The organism is Geobacillus sp. ZGt-1 (assembly GCF_001026865.1).
Taxonomy (GTDB): domain Bacteria; phylum Bacillota; class Bacilli; order Bacillales; family Anoxybacillaceae; genus Geobacillus; species Geobacillus thermoleovorans.
In genome coordinates, this window is sequence record NZ_LDPD01000023.1 from 488,924 (window position 1) to 496,516 (window position 7,593).

A 7,593-nucleotide genomic window follows, 5' to 3' on the forward strand; every position below is an offset into this window, starting at 1 on the left:
CTTTTCCATCAAGGATATGTGAAACGTTTTTGTTGCATCTATATATAACCACGATCAATAGATGAGAGCGCCAAGCGGCGCATCGGCTTGTTTTTCGGCAAAAAACGCATGCAGCAGCTCGTTTTCATCGAGCGTCGCCCGTTCGCGCCCGTCGCGAACGACGATGATCGCATGCTTTTGTCCGCGGTAAAATCGCTGCAGCACGGCCGAGATGCGTTCGTCCGCCGGCGCCGTAATCGTCCGCAGCTTTGTATAGCCGCCTTTGTTTCCATAATACCGCTCAAGCAAAAAGCGCATGACGACATACGGATGCTGCTTTTGCTCCTGCCAAAGAGCATGCGCCAAAAAGGCGGCGATCGCCCATAAATCAAGCTGGCGCGGCGCCAACACAAACAAAAGAACGACGCCGAAGGCAAGCGCAGCAGCCGATATGGCGACCGTGTTTCGATGCGCATCGCTGAACGGCCGGCGGTAGGACAGCAGCAAAAACAATAACTTGCCTCCATCCAGCGGCCAGATCGGCAGCAAGTTCAAAGCGAAAATGGCCGCATTGTAGCGAAAAAAGAGCTCCCAGCTCCCGCCATCCATCATGCCGGCCTTCCACAAAAAAAACGCCGCCGCTGTGAGCCACAGATGCTGGGCCGGCCCGGCGAGCGTCACGATCCACTCCTCGCCAAACGGCCGGTTGCCGTGCTCTTCGACTTCCGCCACTCCGCCGAACGGCAGCAGCAAAATCCGCTTCACCCGCCAAGAGAAAAACGCGGCTGCCGCCGCATGGCCGAGCTCATGAACGAGGACGATGAAAAACAACAGGCAAAGCTGCTTGAAATGGGCGGTAAGCACCGCGATGCCGCCGATCAGCCATAACAGCGGGTGGACGTGCAGCTTCCCGAGCAGCGCCATATACTTATTCAAAGGAAATCACCTGAATCGGATCGATAAATTCATCACCTTGTTTAATCGCAAAATAAAACAGCCCTTTCTGTTTATTTGCCTCGCTCGCCTCGGCCGTGCCAACTTCCTGCCCCATTTCTACAAAATCATACAATTTCACCGAAATGGCCCCCAAACGTCCATACCACGTCTCCGTGCCGTCCGCATGTTGGATGATGACCGTTTTGCCGAGACGGTCTTTCGTACCGGCAAAGGTGACAATCCCTTCTTTCATCGCTTCCACTTTGGCTCCATTCTCAGTTTCGATCGTCACACCCTCCCCGTTTTTTTCAAAACTTTCGAGAATCCGTCCAGAAGCCGGCACTGCATAGGATGAAGCCGTTTTCACCTTTTCTTCCTTTTTCGGGGCAAAAAAAGCGAGCGGCTCACCGAACGTTTTTTCATACCAGGCTGAGACGGCCGCAAACTGAAACTCGGTTTCCATCGTCCGGGCAATAAACTGCCGCGCCGGCTCGAGGGAAGCGGACGGATGCCGGAACAAAATGGCCGTCACTAGCACGAGACAGGCAGCGATGAGTGTTTTGAATAAAAACCATTCTTTGCGGAACAACGGATGGGGAGCGGATTCAAACGAATAGCGGTCATACGTGACGACCGGCAGCCCGTACCGCTCCTCATCAGCGGCGCTCCATCTAGATTCTTTTGGATCCTGCCCCTTATATTGACGTTCCCTTCTTCGTTTTTCAATGCGTTTTTTCATCTCACGGACGCGTCGATCCATACGTCCCCCCTCCACCTTTCCAACAACGTTTGTACTAATTTATGAGACAACCTCATGGAATATGAACGAGCGTTTTTCGCCGCGCCTCGCCGAACACGTCCGCGAACAAATCCCTCAAACGGTTTCACACCAACGTTTCGGCTGAGCGCCGCAACCGATCGATACCATCTGCTTCCGTTGTTACAGATCAGGAATTCCAAACAGCACAACAATTATGAATAAAAAAAGAAGGCCCATTCAACGGCCTTCTTGCGCCAACTCTATTATTTCAAACTAAATATTTTCCGAATCTTTGAAAACAGCCCCTTCTCCTCTTCCTCAAGCGGCGGCAGCGGCACCGACTCGCCGAGGATGCGGCGGGCAATGTTGCGGAAGGCGATCGACGCTTTGCTGTTTGGGTCCAGCACAATCGGCTCGCCGCGGTTCGACGCTTTGATCACGTTTTCATCGTCGGCGATAATGCCGAGCAACTCGATCGATAAATGCGAGATGATTTCGTCGACATCCAACATATCGCCGTTTTTCACCATATGGCTGCGAATGCGGTTGATGATGAGGCGCGGCGGTTTGACGTGCTCCTCCGCTTCAAGCAAGCCGATGATGCGGTCGGCGTCGCGGACCGCCGACACTTCCGGCGTCGTGACGACGATCGCTTCGTCCGCGCCGGCGACAGCGTTGCGATAGCCTTGTTCGATTCCAGCCGGACAGTCGATGAGCACATAATCGTATTCCTGTTTCAGCTCCTCAATGAGCTGTTTCATTTGCGCGGGGTTGACCGCCGACTTATCGCTCGTTTGCGCGGCCGGCAACAAATACAAATGGTTATCGAACCGCTTGTCTTTCACAAGCGCCTTCTGCACCGTGCAACGCCCCTCCACGACATCGACCAAATCATAAATAATTCGGTTCTCAAGCCCAAGCACGACATCGAGGTTGCGCAGCCCGATGTCGGTGTCGACAAGGCACACCCGCTTCCCTAGAATGGCGAGGGCCGTCCCAAGGTTCGCGGTCGTCGTCGTTTTGCCGACGCCGCCTTTTCCGGAAGTGATGACGATCGCTTCTCCCACGGTCACATTCTCCTTTCTAAGCGCGTCAAATTCGGCCGCAAATGCATAAGCAGCTGAAGGCGGTCGACAACAATTTGGTTATGCTCATCAATATAGGCGCATTCCATTTCATTTCCTTCATCCGTTTTCGAATCGGGCGCTCGGCTCATGATGTCGCCGATGCGCAGCTGCATCGGTTTCATGACCGATGCAGCGATGATCGCCTGTTTATTGCCGGCATACCCGGCATGGGCGATGCCGCGCAAGGCGCCGAGAATGAAAATGTTGCCTCCGGCAATGACCGTTCCGCCAGGGTTCACGTCGCCGATCAGCAGCAAATCCCCTTCGACATGAAGCACTTGTCCCGAACGGACAATGCGCGAAACGGGCACAATTTCCGTTTTTCTCATCCATTCTATCGCTTCTGCTTTCGACATGACATTGCTTTCGATCGAATCGACGACCAAATTTTTTGAACGGCGGATGAGCGCACGCACCTCTTCCTCTTGGGCAGGCGTCAAATAGCGGTTCCCAATTTTCAGATGAACAGAGACAAGGGGGCTGTCTGGCGCGACGCCAGCTTGTTTGACAAGCCGCTCCTCGATTTCTTTCAATAAATCGTCATACGAGCAGCGGTCATCGAGATGCAGCGTCAGCCCATCTTTCGTCCCTTTAATCGTCACGTACTGCTGCTTTTGTTTCGCCACAACGTTCACCCCAACGAATAATTCTACAAAACGGGCCGTTTTTCCTCTTTTATTCTTCCTGCTCAAACCGGCGAATTTTTGCCAATCGCCGTTCGAGCGGGTACGAAAAGACGAGCAAAAACGCGACGTTCAGAAGCAGCGTCGGCCATAGACGGCGGTCCCAAAAAACAGAAAACGACCAATCGGTCCGCCCGATCAACAGCTGGATGCCGTAGACATAACTGTCAAGCAGCATAATGGAAAGCAGCGACAAGAGCGATGCAACGAACCAGTTTTGGTGGAACCATTTCATCGCTTTGCCCGCCAAGTAGGCGATAAGCGTATAGGCAAACGCATAAACACCGAGCAGCTCTGTGTAGACGCAGTCATACAGAAACCCGAAGATAAACCCGTACCCCATCGCCCGCGTCCCGCCGAAATGCATCGCTGTGAACACGAGAAAAACAAGAAAAAACCGGGGAACAAAAAAATAGTGGACATACAAGTCGCCTTTTGGNCATATATCAACAAAAAGGCTCTCACTCACAAAACATAACACCGCAAGGAAAGGGAGACGCCACTTGTTCACTTTGCCTCCTCCTTTTCCTGCAGTGCTGCATCGATGGTTCGTTTCACAATCATGACGTCGTCAATATCATACAAGTTGGCAAACGGCTTGACATAGACGACTTTCGTCAATCCGTATTGGTCCGGCTTGACTTCAGTCACCTCACCGATCGGCAGCCCTTTCGGAAACACGCCGCCAAGGCCGGAAGTCAACACTTTTTGCCTTTTTTCCACTTTGGCGTCAATCGGAATTTCTCCGAGCAGCAACTCGCGCCGCTTCTCATCGTAGCCTTCGATCAACCCAAACACGTTTTCCTTTCCTTGGATATAAGCGGAAATGCGGTTGTTTTGGTCAAGCGCGCTTAACAGCTGCACAGTGGACGTAAATTGGGAAGCGTGCTGCACCTTGCCGACAAGCCCCGCTGGGGTGATGACGGCCATATCTTTTTTCACGCCGTGTTGCTCGCCTTTGTTGATGATGATCGTTTCCCGCCAACGATCCGGGTTCCGCCCGATCACCGTCGCCTGAATCGAAACAAAATCACGCAAGCTCTCTTTTTTATCGAGCAACGCGCGCAGCCGTTCGTTTTCTTGCCGCAGCGCCTCGACCTCGGTCTCAAGCGCCGCATATTCCTCAAGTCTTGCCTTCAGCAGTTCGTTTTCCTTATATGTACGGCGAAGATCGCTCACATTTTCAAAGAAGCCCGCGATCTCCTCGGCGGGCTTCCCAAACAGAAGCTGAACAAAACCGACCGTATCTTTTACAAACTGCTCCGGCCACGTCAACTCTTCGCGGCTGCGCAAGGAAAAGCCGATCAACATGACAAGGATGACGATGCTGACGAGCAAAAAAATGAGACGCTTATTCCCAAAAAGCTGTGGCATGCGTCACACCTTCTTACCGTCAGCGATGGTCTCTCGCCTTGTTTTTAAACAAGTCGATGTGGTCGAGCGCTTTCCCGGTGCCAATGGCCACGCAATCAAGCGGATTTTCCGCGACGATGACCGGCATGTCCGTCTCTTTGCTGATGACCTTGTCCAAGTTGCGCAACAAAGCGCCGCCGCCTGTCAGCACGATGCCGCGGTCCATAATGTCAGCCGCCAGCTCCGGCGGTGTTTTTTCGAGCGTGTTTTTCACCGACTCGACGATCGCATAGACCGTATCGTGCAGCGCCTCAGCCACTTCTTCGGCGCTGATTTCGATCGTTTTTGGCAGCCCAGTGAGCAAGTCGCGGCCGCGAATTTCCATGTTTCCGATTCCTTCCGGATTTCCGGCTGAGCCGATCTCGACTTTAATCGCCTCCGCCGTCCGTTCTCCGATCATCAAATTGTACGTTTTTCGGATGTATTGAATGATCGCCTCATCCATTTCATCGCCGGCGATGCGGATCGACTGGCTCGTCACGATGCCGCCGAGCGAAATCACGGCCACTTCAGTCGTACCGCCGCCGATGTCGACGACCATGCTCCCGGTCGGCTCCCACACCGGCAAATTGGCGCCGATCGCGGCCGCAAATGGTTCTTCAATCGTATAGGCATCGCGTGCTCCAGCCTGGCGCGTCGCATCGATGACCGCGCGCTCCTCTACGGCCGTGATGCCGTACGGCACGCATACCATCACATACGGCTTGCTGGCAAACAACCCTTTCGTTTTGACGGCCTTGCGAATGAAATATTTCATCATCGTCGCCGTCGTTTCATAATCAGCGATGACGCCGTCTTTCATCGGACGAAGCGCCACGATGTTGCCCGGCGTGCGCCCGATCATGTTTTTCGCTTCATTGCCGACGGCGACGATTTGCTTCGTGTCGCGCTGAATGGCGACAACCGACGGCTCGCGCAAAACGATCCCTTTTCCCTTCACATAAACGAGCGTATTCGCTGTTCCTAAATCAATCCCGAGATCTTTCGTCCCAATTCCAAACATATGATCGATCTTCCTTTCCGAAACGAAATGCATATGATTTTCTATTGACAACATGGATCGAATGTCAAGTCATTTATAAATTGTACAACACCGCCCGAACGGATTCGGAAAAACCCATAGTTGATATTATAACTGATTCGACAAAAAATGAGAACCGCTAGACGTAGCCTTTTTCTTTCAAACTGACGAATTTTTGATCGCCGATGATGAGGTGATCCAAGAGCTCGATGCCGATGATGCGGCCGCATTCCGCGAGCCGTTTCGTCACATCGATGTCTTCGCGGCTTGGAGTCGGATCGCCAGAAGGGTGGTTATGCACACAAATGACGGAGGCGGCGGAACGTTTGATCGCCTCTTTAAACACTTCGCGCGGATGGACAATCGAGGCGTTTAAACTGCCGATGAACACCGTTTTGCGGTAGATGACTTGATTTTTCGTATTTAAATAAATGGCGACAAAATGTTCTTGCGATAAAAAGCGCATATCTTCCATGACGTATTTCGCTCCGTCTTCCGGGCAGCGAATCACATAGCGGTCGGCGCAGCCGGACTGGTGGATGCGTCGGCCGAGCTCCAACGCCGCCAAAATTTGCACGGCTTTCGTCGGCCCGATCCCTTTGATGTTTGTCATTTCTTCGACCGTTGCGTCTTTGAGCGGTCTCAGCCCCTCAAAATGGCGAAGGAGACGCTGGGCGAGCTGCACGACCGACTCCTCCTTCGTGCCCGTGCGCAACAAAATGGCGATCAGTTCATGGTCGGATAAACTTTCCGGCCCTGATGACAGCAGCCGTTCACGCGGCCGGCTGTCTTTCGGAACATCGCGGATCATCCACGCCATCATACTCCCCCTTTTTTGTTTTGCTTCATCGAAAGATGGAGAGGCTTGAACCGCCCCTCGGTACGACAGCAGAATCCGTTTGCGGGGGCGTTCTTTTGCCAAAAAGCGCCAGACGGCGGCCGCTTTTGCTTTGATCTATGCCGGCGGCCACCCGAGCCGGCGCAATTCCCTCACCGTCCGCGACAGCGGCAGGCCGACGACCGTCAAATAGTCGCCTTCGATCCGTTTGACAAACAGGGCAGCGCGGCCTTGGATGCCATACGCCCCCGCCTTGTCCATCGGCTCCCCGGTCGCAATATAGGCGGCGATTTCCTCGTCATCGAGCTCCCAAAACGTCACCGCTGTTTTTTCCGCAAACGAGGTGATGGACCCTTGAGGGAGTGCGATGGCGACACCGGTCCATACGTCATGCGTCCGCCCGGACAACTGACGCAGCATGGCGAATGCTTCTTCTTCCGTGCGCGGCTTCCCTAACAAGCGGCCATCGCACACAACGATCGTATCAGCGCCAAGAACATACGCGTCGGGAAAAGAGGACATCACCGCCTCCACTTTCCGGCGGGCAAGAAGTTGAACCGCTTCATCAGGGGGCGTTCCGGGGGGAATCGTCTCATCGGCATGGCTTTCCTGCACATCAAACGGCCAGCCGGCCAGCTCGAGGATCTGCCTTCGTCGAGGGGAGCGGGATGCAAGCACGAACCGTGGAGGCATCGCTCATTCTCCTTTCGCTCGTTTCGGTTCGGAAGATTCACTTGTATCGTAGCAAATTTTGCGGTGAAAGGCAATTTTCTGTATAGATGCAATTTGAAGCATGAACATTTGCAGATTTTACTAGGCATTTGATCGACTGTCGG

The 7,593-nt window shown here is 53.5% G+C and carries 9 protein-coding genes and 1 pseudogene; all 10 read right to left on the minus strand.

The features are described from left to right. Window positions 1-54 precede the first annotated feature (54 nt). The 10 genes and pseudogenes from VU18_RS11260 to VU18_RS11300 all read right to left on the minus strand — a co-directional run bounded on the left by VU18_RS11260 (window position 55) and on the right by VU18_RS11300 (window position 7,450). Complete coding sequence (locus VU18_RS11260) at window positions 55-915, minus strand: site-2 protease family protein (protein ID WP_021321861.1); 861 nt, start codon at window positions 913-915, stop codon at window positions 55-57. Further along, window positions 908-1,675: a M23 family metallopeptidase gene (locus tag VU18_RS11265; protein ID WP_047758109.1), complete on the minus strand. Its 768-nt coding sequence runs from the start codon at window positions 1,673-1,675 to the stop codon at window positions 908-910. The genes VU18_RS11260 and VU18_RS11265 overlap by 8 nt, the downstream gene beginning before the upstream one ends. A 263-nt stretch (window positions 1,676-1,938) precedes the next feature. Further along, a complete protein-coding gene (gene minD / locus VU18_RS11270; protein ID WP_011232089.1) occupies window positions 1,939-2,742 on the minus strand; it encodes a septum site-determining protein MinD in 804 nt (267 codons plus the stop codon). A gap of 2 nt (window positions 2,743-2,744) precedes the next feature. Next, a complete protein-coding gene (gene minC, locus VU18_RS11275; protein WP_013144614.1) occupies window positions 2,745-3,437 on the minus strand; it encodes a septum site-determining protein MinC in 693 nt (230 codons plus the stop codon). A gap of 40 nt (window positions 3,438-3,477) precedes the next feature. Then, the coding region (gene mreD, locus VU18_RS11280; RefSeq protein ID WP_236687370.1) for a rod shape-determining protein MreD at window positions 3,478-3,924 on the minus strand (447 nt) is incomplete at its 5' end. A 1-nt stretch (window position 3,925) separates the two neighbouring features. Next, window positions 3,926-3,996 (minus strand): annotated as a pseudogene (locus VU18_RS21120) (rod shape-determining protein MreD); the annotation flags it as partial. Beyond that, complete coding sequence (mreC, locus tag VU18_RS11285; RefSeq protein WP_011232092.1) at window positions 3,993-4,859, minus strand: rod shape-determining protein MreC; 867 nt, start codon at window positions 4,857-4,859, stop codon at window positions 3,993-3,995. The pseudogene VU18_RS21120 and the gene mreC, both read right to left, overlap by 4 nt. Before the next feature lie 19 nt (window positions 4,860-4,878). Further along, window positions 4,879-5,901, minus strand: coding sequence for a rod shape-determining protein (locus tag VU18_RS11290; protein WP_011232093.1), 1,023 nt, complete (start codon window positions 5,899-5,901; stop codon window positions 4,879-4,881). Window positions 5,902-6,058: 157 nt separating this feature from the next. Then, entirely contained in the window at window positions 6,059-6,739 is a 681-nt protein-coding gene (gene radC / locus VU18_RS11295) for a DNA repair protein RadC (protein WP_015375501.1), read from the minus strand. A gap of 135 nt (window positions 6,740-6,874) precedes the next feature. Further along, window positions 6,875-7,450, minus strand: coding sequence for a nucleoside triphosphate pyrophosphatase (locus VU18_RS11300; RefSeq protein ID WP_015375502.1), 576 nt, complete (start codon window positions 7,448-7,450; stop codon window positions 6,875-6,877). Window positions 7,451-7,593 lie beyond the last annotated feature (143 nt).

Bases quoted from the DNA above. Each gene is read 5' to 3' on its own strand.
- VU18_RS11290 (WP_011232093.1), bottom strand. From the start codon at position 5,901: ATGTTTGGAATTGGGACGAAAGATCTCGGGATTGATTTAGGAACAGCG.
- mreC (WP_011232092.1), bottom strand. From the start codon at position 4,859: ATGCCACAGCTTTTTGGGAATAAGCGTCTCATTTTTTTGCTCGTCAGC.
- VU18_RS11265 (WP_047758109.1), bottom strand. From the start codon at position 1,675: ATGGATCGACGCGTCCGTGAGATGAAAAAACGCATTGAAAAACGAAGA.
- VU18_RS11300 (WP_015375502.1), bottom strand. From the start codon at position 7,450: ATGCCTCCACGGTTCGTGCTTGCATCCCGCTCCCCTCGACGAAGGCAG.
- radC (WP_015375501.1), bottom strand. From the start codon at position 6,739: ATGGCGTGGATGATCCGCGATGTTCCGAAAGACAGCCGGCCGCGTGAA.